This is a genomic window from Ornithinimicrobium kibberense (genome assembly GCF_006519705.1).
In the GTDB taxonomy this organism is placed as follows: domain Bacteria; phylum Actinomycetota; class Actinomycetes; order Actinomycetales; family Dermatophilaceae; genus Ornithinicoccus; species Ornithinicoccus kibberensis.
Genome location: NZ_VFXM01000005.1, coordinates 28,079 through 50,483, shown reverse-complemented (window position 1 = coordinate 50,483; position 22,405 = coordinate 28,079). Strand labels below are relative to the sequence as shown.

Sequence of the window (22,405 nt, the reverse complement as noted above, 5' to 3'; positions counted from 1 at the left end):
AGGAGTTCGACCACGGACGTTCAGCGCCTGAGGCGCAGCCCCTGCGGAGCGGTGTGGAAACCGGCCTCCACGAGGGCGGCCGCCAGCGGTGCGGACGAGCCGAGCGCCGGGCCGCCGTCGACGCGGGAGATGGTCAACGCCCGCAGGGCCCCGGACCGGACCGCGTCGACCAGGACGCCGGCCACGCCGGGCCAGACCGCTGCCGGGTCGAGGTGTGCCGGCGGGGGGAACGTGAGCGCGGTGCGTCCGCCCCGCTCGAGGTAGAGGACCAGCGCACCGTCGACCAGCACCACCATCGACCCTGCCTTGCGCCCCGGCCGGTGGGTCGTGGTCGCCTCGCCGGCGTCCTGCGCGGGCGGGCTCGTCCCGCTGTCGGGCGACGCGGTGGCGGCCCGGTCCGGCCAGGGGACGCTTGCCCCGAAGGGGTTGGCGGGGTCGGTGGCGGCCAGCAGCACGACGTCGGGGGAGCGGCCGGGCTGCTCGTCCTCGCGGTCCAGGGCCCGCAGCCGGTCGATCGCGCCGGCGGTGCCGAACTGGGCCGCGCCCAGGCCCTCCACGACGTACCCGCGACGCACGCGACCGGCCTCTTCGGCGGTCGCGAGCACCCGGTAGACGCCCGCATACCCTCCGGGGATCCCCTCCGCCACGACCGACCCGCGGGTGAGCACGCCGTAGCGGTCCAGGAGCTGCTCGGCGGTGGCCAGGGCGCGCACCGTCGCGTCGCCCTCCACCTCCGGCAGGAGGGACCAGCGTCCGGTCGCGGTGGGCGGTCCGGAGCGCGCCGGCATCGGGGGCCGGGAGGGCCGCTGGGCGAGCGCCACGGACGAGCGGGACCAGCGTCCGCCGCGGGCCGGGGCCCGACGGGCCCGGTGCGCGGTCCGGCCACCCCCGAGCAGGGCGCGCACCGGGGCGAAGGTGTCGGCGGTCGCCCGGCCGGACCACACCAGGTCCCACAGGGTGGTCAGGAGCGCCTGGTCGTCGGTCGCGCCGAGGGCGTCGGACAGGGAGCGGAAGAGGTAGGCGCCCCCGGGCACCCGCTCCAGCAGCTCCAGCACCTGGGCGGCGGCGTCGCCCTCGAGCGGCTCCGGCTCCGCCAGGGTGAGGTATGCCGTGTCCGCCAGGTGCAGGGACACCCACCCGTCGTCGCCGGGGAGGCTGGCGTGGCCCTGCCACAGGACCTCGCCGGCCGTCATCAGCTCGTCGAGCAGCGCGGGGGAGTAGTCGAGCACGCGGGCGGGCAGGACGAGGGACTCCAGGGCCGAGGCCGGCAGCCGGGCGCCGGCCAGCTGCTCCACGGTGCGCAGCACCCCGTCGACCCCGCGCAGCCGTTCCCCGCCGCCGGAGCCCAGCCCGGTCGCGCCCTGCCAGCGCGGCAGGAACCGGGCGTAGGTCGCCTGGGGGACCGGCTCGACCTCCTGGCGCAGCGCCGCCAGGGAACGACGGCGCAGCAGCCGCAGCACCTCGGCGTCGCACAGGTCGTCGTGCCCCGTGCCGTGGGGCACCAGGGCCCCCTCGACGACCCGCCCGGAGGAGACCAGGCGGCGGACGGCGTCGCGCACCACCGCGGCGCCGAGCCCGAGGCGGCCCGACAGGTCGGCCAGCGTGAACGGCGTGTGCGTGCGGGCGTAGCGCACGACCAGGTCGCCCAGCGGGTCCTCGAGCCCCTCGAGGTAGGCGGCAGGAACCCCCACGGGGATGGCCGTGCCGAGCGCGTCGCGCAGCCGGGCGGCGTCCTGGGCGTCGGCCCACCGCTGCTCGCCCGCGATCCGCACCTCGATCACGCGCCGCGCCTCCGCCAGCTCGGCGAGCCAGGCCGGCACCCTCCCGCGGACCTCCTCCTGCGCGCGCTGCACGACCTCGTCGGTGGACAACGGGCCCAGCACCCGCAGCAGGTCGACGACGTCCTGGGCGTCGCGGGCCGCCCGCTCGGGCGTGAGCCGCTGCAGCTCGGCCGCGGTCCGGGCCACGACCTCCGGGTCGAGCAGGTCGCGCAGCGCCGCGCCCTCGCCGCGCCCCAGCAGCTCGCCGAGCAGCGCCGGGTCCAGCGACAGCGCCGCCGCCCGGCGCTCGGCCAGCGGCGAGTCGCCCTCGTAGAGGAACTGGGCGACGTAGCCCATGAGCAGCGACCGCGCGAACGGCGACGGCGAGGCGCCGGAGACCGAGACCACACGCACCTCGCGGCCGGCGATCCGGCGCATGAGCCCGACCAGCGCCTCCACGTCGTAGACGTCCTGCACGACCTCCCGGACGGCCTCCAGGACGATCGGGAAGGTGGGGTAGCGGGAGGCGACCTCGAGCAGCTGGGCCGAGCGCTGCCGCTGCTGCCACAGCGGCTGCCGCTTCCCCGGGTTGCGTCGCGGCAGCAGCAGCGCCCGCGCGGCGCACTCGCGGAACCGGGAGGCGAACAGCGCCGAGCCGCCGATCTCCTGGGTCACCAGGTCGGGGACCTCGTCGGCGTCGAGCGTGAGCAGCTCGGCGATCTCCGCGTCGAGCCGGGCCTGCTCCTCCCGCGAGTCGACGCGCGTGTCGGACTCGTCCCAGGACCCGAGGTCGGGCAGGCGCAGCACGATGCCGTCGTCGGCGGCGAGCGCCTGCACGTCGGTGCCGTAGCGCTCGCGCATCCGCGCCGCGAGGCACAGCGCCCACGGCCCGTGCACGGGCCGCCCCCACGGCGAGTGGACGACCACCCGCCAGTCGCCGATCTCGTCCCGGAAGCGCTCCACCACCACGGTCCGGTCGTCGGGCAGGTGCGCCGTGGCCTCCCGCTGGTCCTGCAGGTAGGTGACGAGGTTGTCGGCGGCCCACGGGTCCAGGCCGCGGGCGGTGAGCGACTCCCGCGCCGCGTCGGGGGGCAGCCCGGCGGTCTCGCGCACGAAGGCGCCGACCGCCGCCCCGAGCTCGGCGGGGCGGCCCTGCGCCTCGCCCTTCCAGAACGGCAGGCGGCCGATCTGCCCGGGCGCCGGGGTGACGAGCACCTGGTCGTGGGTGATGTCCTCGATCCGCCAGCTGGTCGTGCCCAGGGTGAAGACGTCGCCGACCCGCGACTCGTAGACCATCTCCTCGTCGAGCTCGCCCACGCGCCGGCCCGGGCCCTCGCCGGTGGCGAGCATCACGGCATACAGGCCCCGGTCGGGGATGGTGCCGCCGGAGGTGACGGCCAGCAGCTGGGCACCGCGGCGGGCCGTGAGGGTGTCGCTCACCCGGTCCCACTCGACCCGCGGGCGCAGGTCGGCGAAGTCCTCGCCCGGGTAGCGCCCGGCGAGCATGTCGAGCACCGCCTCGAACAGCGGCCGCGGCAGCGCCGCGAAGGAGGCGGACCGGCGCACCAGCTCGTAGAGGTCGGCGACCGGCCACTCGTCCATGGCCACCATCGCCACGACCTGCTGGGCGAGGACGTCGAGGGGGTTGGCGGGGACGCGCAGCTGCTCGATCATGCCCGCACGCATCCGGTCGACGACGACGGCCGTCTGGACGAGGTCGGCCCGGTGCGTGGGGAAGAACACCCCCTCGCTCACGGCCCCCACCTGGTGCCCGGCCCGCCCCACGCGCTGCAGCCCGGAGGCCACGCTCGGGGGGCTGGCCACCTGGACGACGAGGTCGACCGCGCCCATGTCGATGCCGAGCTCCAGGCTGCTGGTCGCGACCACGGCGGGCAGCTGCCCGGTCTTGAGCGCGTCCTCGATGACCGCGCGCTGCTCCTTGCTCACCGACCCGTGGTGGGCGCGGGCCAGGACCGGGGGAGCCGACCCCGACGAGCCGGCCTGGCCCATGACCTGGGCCGGCGGACGTGAGGTATGGGGTGCGGGCGCGGCGGGGGAGGGTCCGTCGTCGTCCGCCCCGTCGGCCGTCGGTGGGGCCTGCCGCTCGTCCCGGTCCTCGTTGAGCCGGGAGGTGAAGCGCTCGGCGACCCGGCGGGAGTTGGTGAAGACCAGCGTGGAGGTGTGCTGCTCGATGAGGTCGGCGACGCGACGCTCGACGTGCGGCCAGATGGAGGCCCGTTCCTCGGGGTCGACGGCCGGCTCCCACACCTCGCCCGCCTCGCCGTCGAGGTCGGGCAGGACCGGCCCGGTGCCGACGGGGTCGGCCCAGTCGTCGGGACGGTCGGCCAGGTCCCTCGCGGTCGCCCGGGAGGCCGGGGCGCCGTCCCGGCGACCGGGCAGCTCGGCCGCCCCCGGGTCGGACATGTCGGGGACCGGGACCACGACCTGCAGGTCCCAGCGCTTCGTCGACGGCGGCTGGACCGTGGTGACGGGGCGTCCGCCGGCGAGGTAGCGGGCGACCTCCTCGACCGGGCGGACGGTCGCGGACAGCCCGATCCGCTGGGCGGGCCGCTCCAGCAGGGCGTCGAGCCGGTCGAGCGTGACGGCCAGGTGGGCGCCGCGCTTGGTGCCCGCGACGGCGTGGACCTCGTCGACGATCACCGACTCGACGCCCGCGAGCGCCGAGCGTGCCTGCGAGGTGAGCAGCAGGAAGAGGGACTCCGGCGTCGTGATGAGGATCTCCGCGCCGTCCTTGGCGAAGGCGCGCCGCTCGGCGGCGGGGGTGTCGCCGGAGCGGACGGCGACGGACACCGCGGGCGAGGGCTGCCCGAGCCGGGTCGCCGCGTGCCCGATGCCCACGAGCGGGGAGCGCAGGTTGCGCTCGACGTCGACGGCGAGCGCCTTGAGGGGGGAGACGTACAGCACCCGGCAGCGGCCGGCTCCTGCTCCGTCGCGCCGGTCCGGGGGGTCGGCGACGATCCGGTCGATCGCCCACAGGAAGGCCGAGAGCGTCTTGCCCGAGCCGGTGGGGGCGACGACCAGGGTGTGCTCACCCCGGCTGATCGCGTCCCAGGCGCCCACCTGGGCGGGCGTGGGCGCACGGAAGGAGGCCTCGAACCACGCGCGGGTGGCGGTGGAGAACCGGTCGAGGACCGTGGTGGCGTCCGGCGTCACCGGATCACTGTGCCACGGGGAGGTCTCAGACCTGGTCGTCGCTCTGCGGGACGAGCCGGCGACGGGTGGCGGTGACCACCCGGTTGCCGTGCGCACCGGTCACGGGCGGGGGCACCGGACGCTCCATGTCGCGCACCTCGTGGTGGAGCGTGCGGTGCGGCGGGCGCCACAGCTTCGCGGTCACCAGAAGCTTCTGCCACCAGGCCAGGTCCTGACGAGTGCTCACGGGTCTCCTCCACGGTGCGGGTGCGGGCGCGTCCATCCTCTCACCCCCCTGGGGCGGGCGAAAACCTGTGGTGGCCCGCCGACCCGCGGGCCTAGGCTTGCTCCTCGCCATGCGCGACTTCCCTCCCACGGTGACGGCCTGGACGGCCCCGGCCGGCACCGCGTCCTCCTCCGACGCCCCGACCACGACGATCGGGGTGCCGGACACGCGCGGGCCGCTGCGCCTGCTGTGGTGGGTGCTGCGGCAGCAGCCGGACCTGATCCTGGCCGCCTGCCTGTGCAGCCTGCTGTGGATGCTCCCCGCGGCCCTGACGCCCTGGGTGCTGGGCCGGGCCCTCGACGAGGGCGTCCTCGCCGGCGACCAGGAGCGGCTCGTGCTCTGGCTGCTCGTGCTGCTCGTCGTCACCCTCGTCGGCGGCGCGAGCGGCGCCTTCTACCACACGGTCGTCGTGCGCTCCTGGCTCGTGGCCTCCTACGGCCAGACCTTCCTGGTGACCCACCAGGGTGCGCGCCTGGGGCACGTGCTGCCCCGGCGGGCGGCCACGGGCGAGGTCCTCAGCGTCAACGGCAGCGACGGCGAGCAGCTGGGCCACTTCGTCGAGATCGTCTCCCGGCTCGTCGGCAACGTCGTGGCCTACGCGCTGGTCGCCGTCATCGTCCTCCAGGTGTCCGTGCCGCTGGGGCTGGTCGTCCTCCTGGTCGCCCCCCTCCTGGTGGTCGTCTCCTCCGTGCTGCTGCGTCCGCTGTCCGCGGCCCAGACGCGGGAGCGGTCCCGCGACTCCGAGCTGACCTCGATGGCCACCGACATCGTCGCCGGCCTGCGCATCCTGCGGGGCATCGGCGGCGAGCGCACCTTCGGCGACAACTACGCCCGGCAGAGCCAGCGGGTCCGGCACGCCGGGGTGCGGGCCGGGGCCTGGGGCGCCTTCGTCGAGGCGGTCGGCGTGCTGCTCTCCGGCCTCTTCGTCGTCGCGCTCATGGTGCTGGGGGTCGACCGGGTGCGGGCGGGCGACCTGCAGGTCGGCGAGCTGGTGACCTTCCTCGGCTACGCCCTCTTCCTGGTCCAGCCCATCCGGGTGGTCTTCGAGGCCGCCCAGCAGCTGACCCGGTCCGTCGTGGCGGCCCGCCGCACCGTGGGCGTCCTGGGGACCCCGGACCCCTGGCCGCGCCGGGACCCGGCTCCCCAGGAGCAGCTCGCCCGGCTCGGCCGGGGCGAGCTGGTCGACGCCGCCTCCGGGCTGCGGGTGCGGCCCGGCCGGCTGACGATGGTGGTCGCCGCCGTGCCCGACGACGCCGCCGCCCTGGCCGACCGGCTCGGCCGCTACCTGCCCGCCACCGACGGGGTCCCCGAGGAGGACGACGAGGAGACCGGCGGGGGCCGGCGGGCCCGCACGCTGGCCCGGCGGGAGAGGGAGGTCGCCCGGGCCGACCTGGAGCGCTCCGACGAGGAGCTGGCGCAGGGTCCCTGGGGGGTGACCCTGGGCGGGGTCGACCTGGCCGAGCTGCCGCTGGAGCAGGTGCGTCGCCTCGTGCTCGTCAGCGACACCGGCGCGCAGGTGTTCTCCGGGACCCTGCAGGAGGCGGTCGACCCGCACGCCCGGCTGGACCACGCGGCCGCCGAGGCCGCACTGCGGGCGGCGGCCGCCGAGGACGTCTACGACGTGCTGCCGGGCGGGTGGCAGGGCCGGCTCGACGAGCGCGGCCGCGGCCTGTCCGGCGGGCAGCGGCAACGGCTGGTCCTGGCCCGGGCCCTCGCCGCCGACGCCCCGGTGCTCGTGCTCGTGGAGCCGACCTCCGCGGTGGACGCCCACACGGAGGCCCTCGTCGCCGGACGCCTGCCGGACCACCGACGCGGCCGGACCACCGTGGTCGTCACCGCCTCGCCGCTGCTGCTGCACCACGCCGACGAGGTGGCCCTCCTCGACCACGGCCGGGTGGTGGCCACCGGCACCCACGAGGAGCTCGTCGCCGGGCACGAGGGCTACCGGCGCACCGTGCTGCGTGGCGACCCTGCAGACGTCCCGGCCACCGTTCCCGCGGCGACCCCGCAGGAGGCGCCGTGAGCACCACCCCCGCCCCGTCGGACCGGGCCGCCACCTGGGCGGACCGGCGTGAGGACGGTCCGGCGGTGCCGCAGGCCCTGCAGCCGCCGCCCCCGGGATCGGCCGGCCTGCGGGAGCGCCACCGGGCGCTGTGGCAGCGGCACGACCTGCGACGCCGGCGGGCCGAGGAGCACCTGGTCACGGCCCTGTCGCCGGAGCGGGGCCTGCCGGTGGCGCCGACGCCGACCGTGCTGCGCTACCTGGCCGGCCTGCTGCGCGCGCGGGCGCCCCTCTTCCTGCTCGTCGTGCTCGCCAACGGCCTGGCCGCGGCCGCGGCCCTCGCCGTGCCGCTGCTGCTCGGGCGGCTCGTCGACGCGGTCGTGGACGCCGGGGGCGCCCCGTCCTCCTCGACCGTCGGCACCTTCGTCGCGGTCGTCACCGGGGTGCTCGTGGCCCAGGCCGTGCTGACCCACCTGGCCAAGTGGCTGGCCTCCGTGCTCGGCCAGGACGTGCTGGCCCAGGCCCGTGAGCACGTCGTGCGCGCCGTCCTGCGGCTGCCGCTGGGCACGGTCGAGTCGACCGGCACCGGCGACCTCGTCACCCGGGTCACCCGGGACGTCGCGTCCATGAGCCGGGCGGTGCGCTGGGCCCTGCCCGAGTTCGTCATCGGCGTGGTCACCCTGGGGCTGACCGTCGTGGCGATGGTGGTCAACTCCTGGCTGCTGGCCCTGCCCACCCTGGTCACCGCCACCCTGTCCCTGGAGCAGGTGCGCCGCTACCTGCGCCGGGCGCCCGCGGCATACCTGCTCGAGGGCGCCACCTACAGCCGGATCGGCAGCACCCTGACCGAGACCGTCGAGGGGGCCCGGACCGTCGAGGCCCTCGGGCTGCAGGAGGAACGTCGCCGGGCGGCACGGGACGACGTGGAGGTCAGCGCCGAGGCCGAGCGCTACGGGCTGGTCCTGCGCAACGTGCTCTTCGTCGTCATGGACCTGGCCTTCTCCCTGCCCCGGGTCGTCACCCTGGGGATCGGGGCCCTGCTCTACACCCGGGGGGTGGTCACCCTCGGGCAGATCACCGCGGCGATGCTCTACATCGAGACCTTCTACGGGCCCTTCGACCGGCTCGTCGGGGTCGTCGACGAGCTGCAGGTGGGGATCGCCTCCACGACGCGGCTGCTGGGGATCGCCGAGGTCCCGCCCGACCGCACCCCGGGGACGGAGCGCCCCGACGGGGAGGAGCTCACCGGCCGCGACCTGCGCTACGCCTACCGCGAGGGCGAGGACGTCCTGCACGGCGTCGACCTGGCGCTGCGGCCCGGCGAGCGGCTGGCGGTCGTCGGCCCCTCCGGGTCGGGCAAGTCCACCCTGGGCCGGCTGCTCGCGGGCATCCACGCCCCGCGGACCGGCTCGGTCACCGTCGGCGGCGTGGACCTGGTCGCCCTGCCCCTGGAGGAGCTGCGCCGCCGGGTGGCCCTGGTCACCCAGGAGCACCACGTCTTCCGCGGCACGGTGCGCGACAACGTCGCCCTCGCGCGGGAGGACGCCGACGACGAGGAGGTATGGCGTGCGCTGGCCACCGTGGACGCCGCCGCCTGGGTCCGGGCCCTGCCGGCCGGGCTGGGGACGGTGCTGGGGTCCGGGCACCACGTGCTGACCCCCGGCCAGGCGCAGCAGGTCGCCCTGGCCCGGCTTCTCCTGGCCGACCCCCACACGCTCATCCTCGACGAGGCGACCAGCCTCATCGACCCGCGCACCGCCCGCCACCTCGAGGGCTCGATGCACGCGCTGCTCACCGGCCGCACGGTCGTGGCGATCGCCCACCGGCTCCACACCGCGCACGACGCCGACCGGATCGCGGTCGTCCAGGACGGGCGCATCGTCGAGCTGGGCAGCCACGACGAGCTCGTCGCCGCCGAGGGGGAGTACGCCGCCCTCTGGCGCGCCTGGACCAGCTGAACCGGCCCCGGCGCGGCGGCCCCGTGGGAGGAGGCGGCGGGTGACGAGGACGGCCGGGGTCAGTCGCCCGAGGACAGCTTGCCCAGGGTGCGCGGCCGGAGCCGGTCGTCGGCCTTCTGCCGTAGCCGGCGCGGGCTCAGCCCGTGCTGCTCGTTGTAGCCCTCCACGACCGCCGCGCGCAGCGCCAGGGCCGTGGCGCGCGGGTGGTCGCCGTCCTCGAGGACGGTGTCGACCAGGCCCTGGGCGCGCAGGTCGTCGGCCGAGGCCTTCATCGTCTCCAGCGTCATCGCCACCTGCTCGACCGAGGGGTTGGCCACGTTGTAGAGGATCGTGGCGGTCGAGCGCGGCTCGGAGACGAAGCCGAGCGCGCTGTCGAACATCACCGTGTGCCGGCCGAACGGGGTCGTGGCCAGCCCGCCGCCGCTGCCCATCGCCCCGGTGATGACCGCGACGGTCGGGTAGGGGTGCGAGGCGGCCCGCTTGATGCACTGGGCGATGGCCCGCGACTGGCCGCGCCGTTCGGCCGCCATCGTCGGCAGCGCACCCAGCGTGTCGGTGAGGAAGACGACCGGCAGCTCCCACCGCTCGGCCGCGTCCATCATCCGCACGGCGTACTCGTAGTCCTCCGGGCCCGGGTTGGGCGGGCGCTTGCCCACGTAGTCCCCGCTGATCCGGTAGGACGGCTGGTCGCCGACCACCATGAAGGAGTGGTCCCCGATCGTGGCCAGCGCGGCCACGACGTGCGGGTAGATCGTGTCCTCGTCGAAGCGCACGTGGTTGTAGAACGGCACCGCCGAGTCGAAGACCGTGCGCAGCAGGAACTCGGTGTCCAGCCGGCCGGCCCCGGCGGCGATCTCGTTGTAGCGGGCGAGCAGGGTCTCCCCGGCCGTCGCGCGGCCCCGGTCGCGGCGGTCCCGGGGCAGGTGGACCCGACGCTCGACGACCTGACGGTCCCACAGCGCGGCCGAGAAGCCCTCCGGCCCCACGGCGATCTCCCGGCCGGTGCCCTCGGTGCCCCGGTCGTCGGCCCGGCGCCGGTCGCGGATGCGGGAGGTGGAGCGGCCCGCCGCGAACAGCCGGGTGAGCAGCTCGACCAGCTCGTCGACGTCCTTGACGAGGACGTCGACGTTGCGGTCCAGGTAGTTGGCCTCGGCGCTCTGCAGGCCCCGGGGGACCTCCTTGCCCTCGAAGGTCTCGATGACCCGCCGCCCGGCGAACCCGTAGTCGGTGCCCTCCAGGGCGACGATGAGGTCCGCGGCGGGGACGGCGCTGGCCGACATGCCGCCCCACACCTGGCCCGCCAGCACGCTGATATAGGGCCGGTTGGTCGTGTGCTGGAACTTGTTGGCCGCCGCGGCCATCCGCTGCATCTGGATCAGGCCCAGCACGTTCTCGTGCTGGCGCACCCCGGAGGAGGCCCCCATGCTCACCAGCGGCAGCTTCTCGCGCTCGGCCAGCTCGGCGGCCTGCACGAACTTCTCGCCCGCGACCTCGCCGAGGGACCCGGCGAAGAAGGCCCAGTCGACGACGTAGACGACGGCCCGCTGGTCCCCGAAGTGCCCGATGCCGAACTTCGCCGACTCGGTGGACCCGCTGCGGGCCTCGGCGCTGGTCAGCTTGTCGGTGTAGCGCTCGATCGTGTCCCCGACCCGGCGCTGGAGCCCGATGAGGTCGTCGACGACCCGCAGGTGCCCGTAGCGCTCCTGCAGCCCCACGGCCCCGATGAAGGCGCGGACGGCCTCCGTCGGGTTCAGGCCCGGGCGCCGCTCGAAGAGCGAGGCCAGGGTGCGGGCGGGGCGGGGGCGCAGGTCGAGCAGGTCGGGCGTGACGCCACCGTCGCCGGTGACGTAGTCGTCGTGGAGGTCGTGGTCCTCGCCGTGGTCGGGGCGGCCCGGATCGCGCATTCCACGCAGGTTAGCAGCGGGCGGAGGACCCTACTGACAGGTAACGGGTCGGCCCCGGCGATAATGCCCGGCATGGCGGCCGTCCTCCAGGGCTTCTGGCTGATCGCGGCGGTCGTCGCGGTCGGCTGGCTGCTCGCGCACACGCGTCTCTTCGGCCGCACCGAGCAGCAGGTGCTCGCCCGGCTCACCTTCTGGGTCGGCTCGCCAGCGCTGCTCTTCCTCGTCGTCGCCGACGCCGACGTGGGCGTCATCTTCTCCGGCTTCCTCGTCGCGACGGTGGCGGGCGTGGTGGTGACGGCGGCGGCATACCTCCTCCTGGCCCGGGTGGTGCTGCGCCGCAGCCTGACCCACGCCCTCATGGGCGGGATGAGCGTGAGCTACGTCAACTCCAACAACCTGGGGCTGCCGATCGCGATCTACGTGCTGGGCGACCCGTCCTGGTCGGCGCCGATCATCCTCATGCAGCTGCTCGTCCTGCAGCCGGCCTGGCTGGCGGCGCTGGACGCCAGCCAGTCCGGCCGGGTGTCGGTGGGGCGGCTGCTGCGCTCCCCGGTCACCAATCCGCTGACGATCGGCAGCCTGCTCGGCCTCGCGGTGGCGCTGTCGGGGGTGAGCCTGCCGCCCGTCGTCCGCGGGCCGGCCGAGCTGGTCGGCGGCCTGGCGATCCCGGGGATGCTGCTGGCGTTCGGCATCTCGCTGCGCCTGTCCCCGGTGCCGCGCGGGCGGGGCAACCTCGCCGAGCTGGGTGCCGTCGTCCTGCTCAAGCTCGGGCTCATGCCCGCCGTCGCCGGACTGGTCGCCGGCCCCCTCATGGGCCTGCCCGGCCCCGAGGTGCTGGCCGTGGTGGTCATGTCCACGCTGCCGACGGCGCAGAACGTCTTCGTGCTGGCGGTGGCCTACGGGCGGGGTGAGGACATCGCGCGGGACAGCGTCTTCGCCACCACCGTGCTGGCGGCGCCGGCGATGGTGCTGGTCGTGGCGCTGCTCGGCGGTGGGTAGGCTGACGGGGTGCGGTTGAGCGAGTTCTGGGCCCTGATGGAGCAGGAGTTCGGGCAGGGGTATGCCGCGCTCGTCGCCCAGGACCAGGCCCTGGGGTCGCTGGGCAGCCGCACGGTCGAGCAGGCGCTGGCCGACGGCGAACCCGTCCGGCAGGTGTGGCGGGCCGTGGTCCGCGACCTCGACGTGCCGCCCGAGCACCACCACCTGCCCGACCGCCGGCGGAGCCGTTCCTAGGTCGGGCTCAGTCCTGCCGCGGTGCGTCCGCGGCCGCGTCCCCCACGGGCGGGTCGCCGGCCAGCCCCCCGGAGACCGCCTGCCTGATCCGCCCGATCATCTCCTGCTCCTCGGGCGCGACGCCGTCGGAGGCCTGCGCGACCCGGTCAGCCGCGGCCAGGACCACGTCCCGGTAGCCCTCCGCCTGGGCGGGCGCCTTGGCCCTCAGCACGTCGACGGCCCGGGACAGCTCGTCGAGGACGGTCCGCTCGACCTCCTCGGGCGAGCCGGTGACCGGCGTGGGGAAGCCGCCCTCGCGGAGCAGCTCCTGCACGCCGGGCGGGGCCTCCTGGAACGCCCTGGACCCGGCCATCGACTCCTTGAACATCGCCAGGAAGCCGGGGTCGGAGCGGGAGACCAGGGCGATGGCACCGTAGGCGGAGCGCTTGACCAGCGCCTGCTCGTCCTCGGTCAGGGCGGTGCTGGGGGTGTCGGTCATGCTCCCACTGTGGCCGCCCGCAGCACCGTTGTCATCCGCTGGCCGGCCCGCCCAGGTCGTGCTCCAGCAGCAGCTCGGCGATCTGGACGGCGTTGAGGGCCGCCCCCTTGCGCAGGTTGTCGTTGGCCACGAACATCACCAGGCCCCGCCCGTCCGGCACGGACCGGTCGACACGGATGCGGCCGACGAACGAGGGGTCCTGCCCGGCGGCCCGCAGGGGCGTCGGCACGTCGGCCAGCTCGACCCCGGGGGCCCGGCCGAGCAGCTCGGTGGCCCGCTCGGGCGTGACGGGGCGGCCGAACTCGGCGTGGACGGCCAGGCTGTGCCCGGTGAAGACCGGCACCCGCACGCAGGTGCCGGACACCGCCAGCCCGGGGACGCCGAGGATCTTGCGGGACTCGTTGCGCAGCTTGACCTCCTCGGAGGTCTCCCCGTCCTCGACGAGGTCCCCTGCCATGGCCAGGACGTTGAACGCGATCGGGGCCACGTAGGCGGTCGGCTCCGGCAGCGTCACCGCCGACCCGTCGTGGGTCAGCGACTCGACCGGCTCCTCGCCGGCCAGGGCCGCGCGGACCTGGTCGGCCAGCTCCCGGACGCCGGCCAGCCCGGACCCGGAGACGGCCTGGTAGGTGGCCACCCGCAGCCGCTCGAGACCGGCCTCGGCGTGCAGCGGGCGCAGCACCGGCATCGCGGCCATCGTCGTGCAGTTGGGGTTGGCCACGATCCGCGACCCGCCCTGGCCCAGCGCGAGCTCGACGTCCTGCGGGTTGACCTCGCTGACGACCAGCGGCACCGCCTCGTCCATCCGCCAGGCGGAGGAGTTGTCGACCACGACCGCACCGGCGGCGGCGAAGCGGGGGGCGTGCTCCTTCGAGGCGGACCCGCCGGCCGAGAACAGGGCCACGTCGATGCCGGTCAGGTCGGCGGTGGCCACGTCCTCGACGACGATCCGGCGCGCCTCGGCATACCCCTCGAGGCCGTTGGCCGACCCGTCCCAGGGCAGCTCGGTGCCGGCGGAGCGGGCGGAGGCGAGGTAGCGCACGGAAGCGACGGGGAAGTCGCGCTCGGACAGCAGCCGCCGCATCACCGCGCCGACCTGTCCGGTCGCCCCCACCAGGGCCACGTGCAGGTGGCGTGCCACGGCGCTCACCGACCCGTCCCGCCGTAGACCACGGCCTCGTCCTCGGCGTCCAGCCCGAAGGCCGTGTGCACCGCCCGGACGGCGTCCTCGAGGTCGGACTGGTCGCAGATCACCGAGATCCGGATCTCGGAGGTGCTGATCATCTCGATGTTCACCCCGGCGTCCGCCAGGGCCGCGAACAGCTGGGCGGCGACCTGCGGGTTGGACCGCATCCCGGCCCCCACGAGCGAGAGCTTGCCCACGTGGGAGGTGTAGAGCACGTCGCCGAAGCCCATCTCGTCCTGCAGCGCCCGCACCGCGGCCACGGTCGTCGGCCCGTCGGTCTCGGGGATGGTGAAGGAGATGTCGGAGGTCGCCGCGTCGGACGTCGAGACGTTCTGCACGATCATGTCGATCGAGACGCCCGCGCGGGAGGCCGCGCCGACCACGGCGGCCGCCGCCCCGGGGCGGTCGGGAATCCCGACCGCGGTGACCTTGCCGAGCGACCGGTCGTGGGCGATGCCGGCGATGATCGGTTCTTCCATGGTGTCCTCCGTGAGGGGTCGGCCGACGAGGATCCAGGTGCCCTCCTGGTCGGAGAAGCTGCTGCGGACGTGGAGCGGGACGGAGAAGCGGCGGGCGTACTCCACCGCCCGCAGGTGCAGGATCTTGGCGCCGTGGGCGGCCATCTCAAGGGTCTCCTCGATGGTCAGCCGGGTGACCCGTCGCGCGGTGGGCACGATCCGCGGGTCGGCGGTGTAGAGCCCGTCGACGTCGGTGTAGATCTCGCACACGTCGGCGTCGAGCGCGGCGGCGAGGGCGACCGCGGTCGTGTCCGACCCGCCGCGGCCCAGGGTGGTGATGTCGTCGTCGGTGGAGATGCCCTGGAAACCGGCGACGATGGCGACGCCACCCTCCTCCAGGGTGGCCCGGACGCGGTCCGGCCGGACGTCGAGCAGCCGGGCGCGGCCGTGCGAGGTGTCGGTGCGCATCCCCGCCATGGCGCCGGTGAAGCTGCGGGCCGGCACCCCCAGGTCCTGGATGGCCATCGCCAGCAGGGCCATGGAGATGCGCTCGCCGGCGGACAGCAGCATGTCCAGCTCCCGCTCGGGCGGCGGGCCGTCGGCGATCTGGGCTGCCAGGTCGAGCAGCTCGTCGGTGGTGTCGCCCATCGCCGAGACGACGACGGCGACCCGGTCGCCGCAGCGGTGGGCGGCGACCACGCGGCGGGCGACGCGGCGCATCGCCTCGGCGTCGGCGACGGAGGATCCGCCGAACTTCATCACGAGCAGGGCCATGGTGCTTCCTGGGCAGGGGGCAGGGGGAGCACGGGGTGACGTCGGCGTCGGGGGTCCCGGACTGGCAGCCAGTGTAGGGGAGAGGCCCGTCGTTCGTTGACGCCGCGGAAGGGTCAGGCGAGCGTGGCCAGCGCCAGCACGACCACGACGAGGGTGGCCACGATCTCGCCGACGCCCAGCCGGGCAGGGGTCCAGCCCAGCCGCGGCACGAGGGCGGCGCGGGCGGCGAGGACCAGCGCGAGGACGGCGAACGGCACGCGGGCCGGCTCCGGCAGCAGGGCGAGCGCGAGGACGGCCAGCACCAGGTGGTAGCCGACCGACACCAGGAGGAAGCCGGTGTTGCCGCGCTCCCGGATCGCGCTCTTGACGTAGAAGACGGTGCCGGCGAAGTAGGCCGCCAGCACGGCGGTGAGCGTCCAGGCCGCAGCCCACCGGTCGCCCGGGCCCAGGTCGTAGGCGACGACGGTCATGAGGCTGGACCCGGCCGCGGTGGCCAGCCCGGCCAGGAGGGCGCGCTCGTGCCGGGTGGCGGAGGCGACCATCCCGACGCCGAGGGGGACGGCGAACAGCGGGGCCCAGCGCACCAGGGTCGGCTCCAGCAGGAGCAGGAGCAGGCCGAGCACCGTCGCGGTCGCCACGTAGGCCCGCACCGGGGGCAGGTAGCGCGGGCGGCGACGGGACTTCAGCCACAGGGTGGTGGCGAAGAACGCGAAGTAGCCGGCGAACCAGAAGGCCGTCAGCAGCAGGTGCGGCCAGCGTGGTCCGGTCGCCAGCGTGCCGACGAGCAGGGGGGCGGCGAGCATCGCCCAGGCGCCGTGCTGGTTGGGCACCCAGCCGGGCGGGCGACGGCGTCGCGTCCGCCGGGCGGCCGCGGGCCTGGTCCGGCGGACGGCGGGGGCGGTCGGCGGCGCGTTCATACGACACAGTGTAGTGAGGCGACGTGGCCCGGACACGCGCAGGAGGTTCGCCCGGTTCGTACAGACTTTCGACTACGCTCGTCCCCATGGTCCTCCCGACGGAGGCGGTCGCCCACAGGGTATGGCGTGGGCGTGCGGGTCTGTCGGTGGCGGCACCTAGCGTCTGACAGGACACGGGACGAGACCCCCGCGAGGGGGCGGCGGCCGGAGGTCGGTCGAAGGCAGGCGCGCCCACCACGAGCAACGAAGGAGCACGGACATGGCCCAGGCCACGACGAGGACGGCATCGCCGGCAGCCGCCGGCAACGACAGGATGCGGGCTCTCGACGCCGTCATGGCGCAGATCGAGAAGCAGCACGGCAAGGGCTCGGTCATGCGCCTGGGCGACGAGGACCGCCCGCCCATCCGGGTCATCCCCACGGGGTCGATCGCGCTCGACGTCGCGCTCGGCGTGGGTGGTCTGCCGCGCGGTCGCGTGGTGGAGATCTACGGCCCGGAGTCCAGCGGCAAGACCACCGTCGCGCTGCACGCGGTGGCCAACGCCCAGAAGGCCGGCGGGATCGCGGCCTTCATCGACGCGGAGCACGCGCTCGACCCGGAGTACGCCAAGAACCTCGGCGTGGACACCGACGCCCTCCTCGTGAGCCAGCCGGACACCGGCGAGCAGGCCCTGGAGATCGCCGACATGCTGATCCGCTCGGGCGCCATCGACATCATCGTCATCGACTCGGTGGCCGCGCTCGTGCCGCGGGCCGAGATCGAGGGCGAGATGGGGGACAGCCACGTGGGCCTGCAGGCCCGGCTGATGTCGCAGGCGCTGCGCAAGATCACCGGGGCGATCAGCACGACCGGCACCACCGCGATCTTCATCAACCAGCTGCGCGAGAAGATCGGCGTGATGTTCGGCTCGCCCGAGACCACGACCGGTGGCAAGGCGCTGAAGTTCTACGCCTCGGTCCGCATCGACGTGCGCCGCATCGAGACCCTCAAGGACGGCACGGACGCGGTCGGCAACCGCACCCGGGCCAAGATCGTCAAGAACAAGGTGTCCCCGCCGTTCAAGCAGGCCGAGTTCGACATCCTCTACGGGCGGGGCATCTCCCGGGAGGGAGGCCTCATCGACGTGGGCGTCGAGCACGGCTTCGTGCGCAAGTCCGGCGCCTGGTACACCTACGAGGGCGACCAGATGGGCCAGGGCAAGGAGAACGCCCGGCAGTTCCTCAAGGACAACCCGGACCTGGCCGACGAGATCGACCGCAAGATCAAGGCCAAGCTCGGCATCGGGGTGCCCAAGCAGACCGCCGAGGACCTGCCGGACGGGGTGGACCCGGTGACCGGTGAGGTCCCGGTCGACTTCTGATGCCGGCCGACGCGGACCGGCTGTCCGCGGCCCGGAGGGCGTTGAGCGAGGCGGAGTCCCTGGCCGGCGCCTCCGGGCTGAGCCCGCGGCCCTCGTCCGCCGACGGCGCCGGCCCGGGCGAGGTGGCCGGGCCACGGTCCCCGGCGTCGTCCGCCGACGGCGGCCGGGGGGCGGGCGGGTCCGACCCGGACCCCCACGCCGTGGCCCGCCGCATCGTGCTGCGCCAGCTGGCGATGGGACCTCGCACCCGCCGCCAGCTGGAGGACAAGCTACGCGACCGCGGGTGCGAGTCCGACGTGGCCCGGCGGGTGCTCGACCGGATGACCGAGGTGGGGCTGGTCGACGACGAGTCCTACGCCGAGATGTACGTCCGGTCCAAGCAGGAGACGAAGGGCCTGGCGGCCGGTGCCCTGCGGCACGAGCTGCGGCAGAAGGGCGTGCCGGACGAGGTGGTCGACGCCGCCCTCGAGGAGGTCGACCCCGAGCGCGAGAAGGAGCAGGCCAGGGAGCTGGTGGCCCGGCGGCTGCGGACGATGCGTGGGCTGGACCGGGAGGTGCAGACCCGTCGGCTCGCGGGCTTCCTGGCGCGCAAGGGCTACGGGCCCGGGGTGGCCTATCAGGTGGTGCGGGAGGCACTCGACGAGCTGCCGGAGAACCGCCGGGACTGACGTCCCGGGCGACCGGGGGAGGGGACTGCTACTCCTCCTCGTCGCCCGAGGGGTTCCCGGGCGTCCACTCCTCCTCGGTGAGGTCCTCGTCCTCGCCGTCGGTGTAGTGCATCGCCGACTCCTCCGGGGAGTCCCAGCTCGTGGCCCGTCCCTCGCGCGCGACCAGGCGGGCCTCACGGTCGGGGAAGAGTCCCTCGTCGGGGGCGACCAGACGTCCGATCCGGCCCCCCTCGCCGCCGTAGTAGTCACGCCCGGCCGGCACGGCGTCCTCGTCCTCGCCGCCGAGCATGTCCTCCTCGGGGCGGTCCAGGCCGGACTCGTTGTCGGGGGCGCCGTAGGCCGACCACGGGTCGGCCTCCTCCTGGCGGATGCGCTGGTCGATGGTCTCGTCGCCGCGCTGCTCGTCGGCCGTCACGCCGTAGGCGACCGACCCGTGCAGGCGGTCCGGGGCCGTGTAGCCGCGGTCGAGGGGGTCCCCGTCCCCGTCGAGCGTGTCTCCGGCGGACAGCTGATCCTCGTCGTCGACGCTCCAGACGCCCAGCTCGTCGCCGATGCTCTCGCGATCGTTGTGGATCATCGCCGCTCCTTCGCTGACGGGTGCTCCTCGGACCTTCATCCTACGACCCTGCGACGGGTCGTCGTGGGAGGCTCCCCTACAGTCGGGACGCGGAGGTCCCCGCGGGCGGGACCGCACGAGGAGTCGCAGATGGCGTGGCGGGTGTGGCAGCTGGCCGGGCCTGCGCGCTCCCCCCGGGTCAACCGCCACCTGGCCTACCACCTGGCCTGGACGGCCGGCGTGCTCAACTCGGTCGGGTTCGTCGCGGTGGGCTTCTACACCTCGCACATGACCGGCATCACCGCCAGCGTGGCCGACCACCTCGTCCTGGGCGGGTGGGCGGTCGTGGCGATCGGCCTGCTCGCCCTGACCACCTTCGTCCTGGGGGCGATGACCTCGGCCCTGCAGTTCCACTGGGCCCGCCGCCGCGAGCGCTGGCACGACCGGCGCTTCGCGCTCGTGCTGCTCACCGAGGCCGTGCTGGTGCTGCTCATCGGGGCGCTGACCGACCTGGGGCCCGGGACGGAGCGGCCCTGGCCTCTCGTGGCCGCACTGGGCTACGTCATGGGCCTGCAGAACGCCCTCATCACCAAGGTGTCCGACGCCACGATCCGCACGACGCACGTCACCGGGATGGTCACCGACATCGGCATCGAGCTGGGCAAGGGGGTCTACCGAAACCGGCTCGAGGGGTCCTCCCCGGTCCGCGCCGACCTGGACCGGCTGCGGATGCACGCCACGCTCGTGGGCCTGTTCTTCCTCGGTGGGGTCATGGGGGCGCTGGGCTACCTGGCGGCCGGGGTCGTGGTGCTCCTCGTCCCGGCCGCGCTGCTGCTGACGATCGCCGTCCCGCCCCTGCTGTCCGCCCCCGCCACGCCGGCACCCGTCCGTCGCTGACCCGCGTGACCGGCGGAGGGTCCGTGGCGACCGGCACCGCGGTTACCCTGGAGAACGGTATGGAGACCCTCAAGACCTACGACGTGCGCACCCACGGGTGCCAGATGAACGTGCACGACTCCGAGCGCCTCGCCGGGCTGCTCGAGACGGCGGGCTACGTCGACCTGGCCAGCCTGCCCTCCGGGCAGCGGCCGGACGTGGCCGACGTCGTCGTGTTCAACACCTGCGCGGTCCGCGAGAACGCCGCCAACAAGCTCTACGGCAACCTGGGGCAGCTGCGCCCCGCCAAGCAGGCCAACCCGGACATGCAGATCGCCGTCGGCGGGTGCCTGGCGCAGAAGGACCGCTCGAGCATCGTCGAGCGCGCCCCCTGGGTCGACGTGGTCTTCGGCACGCACAACGTCGGCTCGCTGCCCGCGCTGCTGGACCGGGCCCGGCACAACAAGGCCGCAGAGGTCGAGATCCTCGAGGCCCTCGACGTCTTCCCCTCGACCCTGCCGACCCGGCGCGACTCCGCATACTCCGCGTGGGTGTCCATCTCGGTGGGCTGCAACAACACCTGCACCTTCTGCATCGTCCCGGCCCTGCGCGGCAAGGAGAAGGACCGCCGCCCCGGCGAGATCCTCGCCGAGGTCGAGGCGCTCGTGGCCCAGGGCGTGGTCGAGATCACCCTGCTGGGGCAGAACGTCAACACCTACGGCGTCGAGTTCGGCGACCGGCTGGCGTTCGGCAAGCTGCTGCGTGCCTGCGGCGAGGTCGAGGGGCTGGAGCGGGTCCGTTTCACCAGCCCGCACCCGGCCGCCTTCACCGACGACGTCGTCACCGCGATGGCGCAGACGCCCAACGTCATGCCCAGCCTGCACATGCCCCTGCAGTCCGGCTCGGACCGGGTGCTCAGGGCGATGCGCCGCTCCTACCGCAGCGAGAAGTTCCTCGGCATCCTCGACCGGGTCCGCGAGCAGATCCCCGACGCGGCGATCACCACCGACCTCATCGTCGGCTTCCCCGGCGAGACCGAGGAGGACTTCCAGGCCACCCTCGACGTGGTCCGCGCCTCCCGGTTCTCCAGCGCGTTCACCTTCCAGTACTCCGTCCGCCCCGGCACCCCGGCCGCGACGATGGCCGACCAGGTGCCCAAGGAGGTCGTCCAGGAGCGCTTCGACCGGCTGATCGCCGTCCAGGAGGAGGTTTCCTGGGCCGGGAACCGCGAGCTCGAGGGCCGGCAGGTCGAGGTCCTCGTCGCGCCGGGGGAGGGTCGCAAGGACGCCGAGACCGAGCGCATGTCCGGGCGGGCCCGGGACAACCGCCTGGTCCACTTCGCGGTGCCCCAGGGGGCCGAGCGGCCCCGCCCGGGGGACGCCGTGACCGTCGAGGTCACCTACGGCGCCCCGCATCACCTGCTCGCCGACTCCGGCGTGCGCGGCGGGACGTATGCGGTGCGCCGCACCCGCGGCGGCGACGCCTGGGCGGCGCTGCAGGAGGGAGGCACCCCCGGGGCGACGAGGAAGCCGGCGGTGAGCCTCGGCATACCGACCGTCGGTGCCCCCGCCCCGCAGCCGGCCGCCGTGCCCGCGTGCGGGGTCCTGGACTGAGCGGATGCCCCGCGCGTCCGTCGAGGACCTGGCCGCCGCCCGTCGGGTCCTCGTCTACGGCGTGACCGGGGCGGGCAAGTCCACCGCCGCCCTCGCCCTGGGCGAGCGGCTGGGCCTGCCGGTGCACCTGGCCGACGACGAGATCGGCTGGCTCCCGGGCTGGCAGATGCGGACGGTGGAGGAGCAGCGGGCCATCGCCGCCCGTGTCGCGGCCGGTGAGGACTGGGTCCTGGACACCGCCTACGGGTCGTTCCGCGACGTGGTGGTGCCCCGGGCGCAGGTGGTCCTCGCCCTCGACTACCCGCGGTGGCTGAGCCTGGCCCGGCTCGTGCGCCGCACCGCGGTCCGCTGGGCGACCCGGACACCGGTGTGCAACGGCAACGTGGAGGACCTGCGCCAGATCCTCTCCGGCGACTCGATCCTGCGCTGGCACTTCCGGTCCTACCCGCGCAAGACCGCCCAGATCCGGGCCTGGGAGCAGGCCGAGGACGGCGTCCCCGTCCTCGTCGTGCACCGTCCGCGGGAGCTGGAGCGGGTCCTGGAGGAGGTCCGGCCGGCCGGACCGAGGTGAGGCCGGGCGTCCCAGGTGCGGTGGAGGGCCGCCCGTTGGGGGGGGGGGTCAGCCTCCCTCGCGCACGGCGTCCGCCCGGCGACGCCGCACCCGCGTGGGCACCGGGACCCCCGTGGTGCGCATCCGCCGCAACCGCCTGCGGGCCTCGACGCGGTGCCGCCGACGGGCGCGGTAGCGCTCCTCCATCCGCAGCACGTCCGCCACCGCGGCGGGGTGGCGGTGGAAGCGGCGCGCGGCATACCCCAGCAGCGCCAGCGCGACCACGGCCGAGACGATCATCGTGATCCCCACGGCAGGGCCGCCGAAGAGCCACCACCGCTCCGCCACCGGCCACCAGCCGGGAGCCGGCGGGCTCCACAGCCACAGCACGGCGACGCCGATCATGACCAGCGCGACCAGCGCCGAGAGGGCGATCCGGGGGACGGTCTCCACGCCCTCCGCCGCACCCCGCCAGGCCTTGACCCGGACCGGCTCCATGAGCCGCCGCGCCCACCCGTACTGGCTGGAGAGGATCGCCAGCCCGCCCAGCGTCATGAGCATGCCGGGGCCGGGCAGGAACAGCGCCAGGATCCCCACGCCCAGGAGGATCCAGCCCAGGACCTCCAGCAGGAGGCGTTTGGCGGTGGCGTGCACGACCGTCGAGCCTAGCCGC

Annotated in this window: 18 protein-coding genes; 9 read left to right on the top strand and 9 right to left on the bottom strand. The window is 74.8% G+C overall.

Annotated features, from left to right (window positions below; genetic code table 11):
- Positions 1-20: 20 nt before the first annotated feature.
- A complete protein-coding gene (locus FJR00_RS05215) occupies positions 21-4,934 on the bottom strand; it encodes an Lhr family ATP-dependent helicase (RefSeq protein WP_181409503.1) in 4,914 nt (1,637 codons plus the stop codon).
- 25 nt (positions 4,935-4,959) lie between these two features.
- Entirely contained in the window at positions 4,960-5,160 is a 201-nt protein-coding gene (locus FJR00_RS05210; RefSeq protein WP_075957048.1) for a hypothetical protein, read from the bottom strand.
- Between the two features lie 109 nt (positions 5,161-5,269).
- Between FJR00_RS05210 and FJR00_RS05205 the strand changes: the two genes are divergently transcribed.
- Positions 5,270-7,222 (top strand): ABC transporter transmembrane domain-containing protein, encoded by a 1,953-nt coding sequence (locus tag FJR00_RS05205; protein WP_141337769.1) that lies wholly within the window; start codon positions 5,270-5,272, stop codon positions 7,220-7,222.
- A complete protein-coding gene (locus FJR00_RS05200; RefSeq protein ID WP_181409502.1) occupies positions 7,219-9,159 on the top strand; it encodes an ABC transporter ATP-binding protein in 1,941 nt (646 codons plus the stop codon). Before FJR00_RS05205 ends, FJR00_RS05200 begins: the two co-directional genes overlap by 4 nt.
- A gap of 59 nt (positions 9,160-9,218) precedes the next feature.
- Here FJR00_RS05200 and FJR00_RS05195 read toward each other — a convergent pair whose 3' ends face one another.
- Positions 9,219-11,063, bottom strand: a complete 1,845-nt coding sequence (locus tag FJR00_RS05195) for a carboxyl transferase domain-containing protein (protein WP_141337768.1) — start codon at positions 11,061-11,063, stop codon at positions 9,219-9,221.
- A 72-nt stretch (positions 11,064-11,135) separates the two neighbouring features.
- Between FJR00_RS05195 and FJR00_RS05190 the strand changes: the two genes are divergently transcribed.
- Both FJR00_RS05190 and FJR00_RS05185 read left to right on the top strand, forming a co-directional pair.
- Positions 11,136-12,062, top strand: a complete 927-nt coding sequence (locus FJR00_RS05190; protein ID WP_181409501.1) for an AEC family transporter — start codon at positions 11,136-11,138, stop codon at positions 12,060-12,062.
- Between the two features lie 9 nt (positions 12,063-12,071).
- Positions 12,072-12,296: a DUF3046 domain-containing protein gene (locus tag FJR00_RS05185; protein ID WP_141337766.1), complete on the top strand. Its 225-nt coding sequence runs from the start codon at positions 12,072-12,074 to the stop codon at positions 12,294-12,296.
- A 7-nt stretch (positions 12,297-12,303) separates the two neighbouring features.
- Here the strand turns inward: FJR00_RS05185 and FJR00_RS05180 are convergent, their stop codons facing one another.
- The 4 genes from FJR00_RS05180 to FJR00_RS05165 all read right to left on the bottom strand — a co-directional run bounded on the left by FJR00_RS05180 (position 12,304) and on the right by FJR00_RS05165 (position 16,109).
- Positions 12,304-12,774, bottom strand: coding sequence for a hypothetical protein (locus tag FJR00_RS05180; protein ID WP_141337765.1), 471 nt, complete (start codon positions 12,772-12,774; stop codon positions 12,304-12,306).
- A 31-nt stretch (positions 12,775-12,805) separates the two neighbouring features.
- On the bottom strand, positions 12,806-13,915 hold the full coding sequence (locus tag FJR00_RS05175; RefSeq protein WP_141337898.1) for an aspartate-semialdehyde dehydrogenase: 1,110 nt from the start codon (positions 13,913-13,915) through the stop codon (positions 12,806-12,808).
- A 5-nt stretch (positions 13,916-13,920) separates the two neighbouring features.
- Entirely contained in the window at positions 13,921-15,192 is a 1,272-nt protein-coding gene (locus FJR00_RS05170; protein ID WP_075957053.1) for an aspartate kinase, read from the bottom strand.
- 113 nt (positions 15,193-15,305) lie between these two features.
- Positions 15,306-16,109, bottom strand: coding sequence for a YwiC-like family protein (locus FJR00_RS05165; protein WP_238330320.1), 804 nt, complete (start codon positions 16,107-16,109; stop codon positions 15,306-15,308).
- 313 nt (positions 16,110-16,422) lie between these two features.
- Here FJR00_RS05165 and recA point away from each other — a divergent pair, with 313 nt between their 5' ends.
- Positions 16,423-17,469: a recombinase RecA gene (recA, locus tag FJR00_RS05160; RefSeq protein ID WP_377465730.1), complete on the top strand. Its 1,047-nt coding sequence runs from the start codon at positions 16,423-16,425 to the stop codon at positions 17,467-17,469.
- Positions 17,469-18,137 carry a regulatory protein RecX gene (locus FJR00_RS05155; RefSeq protein ID WP_141337764.1) on the top strand — a complete coding sequence of 223 codons (669 nt, stop codon included), beginning with the start codon at positions 17,469-17,471 and terminating at the stop codon, positions 18,135-18,137. The genes recA and FJR00_RS05155 overlap by 1 nt, the downstream gene beginning before the upstream one ends.
- Before the next feature lie 28 nt (positions 18,138-18,165).
- Here FJR00_RS05155 and FJR00_RS05150 read toward each other — a convergent pair whose 3' ends face one another.
- The gene (locus FJR00_RS05150) at positions 18,166-18,714 is read right to left on the bottom strand and encodes a DUF5709 domain-containing protein (RefSeq protein WP_075957055.1); all 549 of its coding nucleotides are present in this window, start codon (positions 18,712-18,714) and stop codon (positions 18,166-18,168) included.
- A gap of 129 nt (positions 18,715-18,843) precedes the next feature.
- On the opposite strand from FJR00_RS05150, the gene FJR00_RS05145 reads away from it, so the two are divergent.
- From FJR00_RS05145 to FJR00_RS05135, 3 genes are read left to right on the top strand one after another with little or no spacing between them, the layout of a single operon-like run.
- Positions 18,844-19,590: a YoaK family protein gene (locus tag FJR00_RS05145; RefSeq protein WP_141337763.1), complete on the top strand. Its 747-nt coding sequence runs from the start codon at positions 18,844-18,846 to the stop codon at positions 19,588-19,590.
- Positions 19,591-19,649: 59 nt separating this feature from the next.
- Complete coding sequence (gene miaB, locus FJR00_RS05140; protein ID WP_141337762.1) at positions 19,650-21,182, top strand: tRNA (N6-isopentenyl adenosine(37)-C2)-methylthiotransferase MiaB; 1,533 nt, start codon at positions 19,650-19,652, stop codon at positions 21,180-21,182.
- A gap of 4 nt (positions 21,183-21,186) precedes the next feature.
- The gene (locus FJR00_RS05135; RefSeq protein WP_141337761.1) at positions 21,187-21,753 is read left to right on the top strand and encodes a P-loop NTPase family protein; all 567 of its coding nucleotides are present in this window, start codon (positions 21,187-21,189) and stop codon (positions 21,751-21,753) included.
- 48 nt (positions 21,754-21,801) lie between these two features.
- Here FJR00_RS05135 and FJR00_RS05130 read toward each other — a convergent pair whose 3' ends face one another.
- Positions 21,802-22,386, bottom strand: coding sequence for a PGPGW domain-containing protein (locus FJR00_RS05130; protein WP_141337760.1), 585 nt, complete (start codon positions 22,384-22,386; stop codon positions 21,802-21,804).
- Positions 22,387-22,405: the final 19 nt, after the last annotated feature.

What these genes read in the sequence shown, in the direction of transcription:
- FJR00_RS05205 (WP_141337769.1), top strand. Translation starts at nt 5,270, where the DNA reads ATGCGCGACTTCCCTCCCACGGTGACGGCCTGGACGGCCCCGGCCGGC.
- FJR00_RS05195 (WP_141337768.1), bottom strand. Translation starts at nt 11,063, where the DNA reads ATGCGCGATCCGGGCCGCCCCGACCACGGCGAGGACCACGACCTCCAC.
- FJR00_RS05190 (WP_181409501.1), top strand. Translation starts at nt 11,136, where the DNA reads ATGGCGGCCGTCCTCCAGGGCTTCTGGCTGATCGCGGCGGTCGTCGCG.
- FJR00_RS05180 (WP_141337765.1), bottom strand. Translation starts at nt 12,774, where the DNA reads ATGACCGACACCCCCAGCACCGCCCTGACCGAGGACGAGCAGGCGCTG.
- FJR00_RS05170 (WP_075957053.1), bottom strand. Translation starts at nt 15,192, where the DNA reads ATGGCCCTGCTCGTGATGAAGTTCGGCGGATCCTCCGTCGCCGACGCC.
- FJR00_RS05165 (WP_238330320.1), bottom strand. Translation starts at nt 16,109, where the DNA reads ATGAACGCGCCGCCGACCGCCCCCGCCGTCCGCCGGACCAGGCCCGCG.
- recA (WP_377465730.1), top strand. Translation starts at nt 16,423, where the DNA reads ATGCGGGCTCTCGACGCCGTCATGGCGCAGATCGAGAAGCAGCACGGC.
- FJR00_RS05155 (WP_141337764.1), top strand. Translation starts at nt 17,469, where the DNA reads ATGCCGGCCGACGCGGACCGGCTGTCCGCGGCCCGGAGGGCGTTGAGC.
- FJR00_RS05150 (WP_075957055.1), bottom strand. Translation starts at nt 18,714, where the DNA reads ATGATCCACAACGATCGCGAGAGCATCGGCGACGAGCTGGGCGTCTGG.
- FJR00_RS05145 (WP_141337763.1), top strand. Translation starts at nt 18,844, where the DNA reads ATGGCGTGGCGGGTGTGGCAGCTGGCCGGGCCTGCGCGCTCCCCCCGG.
- miaB (WP_141337762.1), top strand. Translation starts at nt 19,650, where the DNA reads ATGGAGACCCTCAAGACCTACGACGTGCGCACCCACGGGTGCCAGATG.
- FJR00_RS05135 (WP_141337761.1), top strand. Translation starts at nt 21,187, where the DNA reads ATGCCCCGCGCGTCCGTCGAGGACCTGGCCGCCGCCCGTCGGGTCCTC.